The 768-nt window shown below is 28.9% G+C and carries 1 protein-coding gene; it reads right to left on the bottom strand.

Annotated elements, in window-relative coordinates; genetic code table 11:
* Positions 1-747: hypothetical protein (locus L8X40_RS08390; protein WP_263667687.1), on the bottom strand; the 747-nt coding region annotated here is incomplete at its 3' end.
* Positions 748-768 lie beyond the last annotated feature (21 nt).

Genomic DNA, 768 nt, shown 5'->3' with positions numbered 1-768 from the left:
CACACAAGGATTCATAGTTTTATAATTATCACTGACTATGCAGGTTTTACCTTTTTGAAGTAAGGAAGTTTCGTCCACCTCTTCAGTTTCCTCTTCTTCATCTAAAGTTTCATCACCTATTAAATTAAGTGAAGCAGTTTGTTCAAATTCCATATCAGTTTCAGGTAAATCTGGCTTATTTGGATCTTCCCCATCACCGCCATCTCCAGTTATTTCTTTTAAGTTAGGATTGGTATTTAATATTACATTAGCAAAAGCACCAACTACTTTAAAATTTTCTGTGTTATTGTCATTTTGCCAAGTAGATAGTTCTTTTTGATTTTCATTGATTAAATCTGCTAAAACTTGACTATCTTTCATTAAGGTATCTATTTGGTTTTTTAGTGCAATAAATTCTGGATCATTTTTGCTTGCTAAACCTTTATTGATTAAATCTACATAAGCATTATAAGCTTTAATAGTATTATCAAGTTTATTTTGCATAGCAATAAGATCTTTTAAATATCCATTAGATTCATCTGCTAAAGGTTTTAAATCATTTTCAAGTTTATCGATTTTACCTTTGATGTTTTTGGTTGTATTATTTACTTGGCTTAATATTTCATTTTTAACGCTAAAGCCATTTCCTTCAAATTTATCTTTTGAAGCAGTGCTTAAACCATTCTTTTCATAAGTTAAAAGAAAATCTAAGCTTTGAACTACTTCTAAAGCTTTAGTTTTATCACCACTTAGAAAATATTTAGCCACAAATTCAACCTTTTGATCTTC

The organism is Campylobacter sp. CNRCH_2013_0855, from assembly GCF_025773025.1.
Lineage (GTDB): Bacteria > Campylobacterota > Campylobacteria > Campylobacterales > Campylobacteraceae > Campylobacter_D > Campylobacter_D jejuni_C.
The sequence above is the reverse complement of the archived record's forward strand: the minus strand, read 5'-3'. Positions and strand labels throughout refer to the sequence as shown.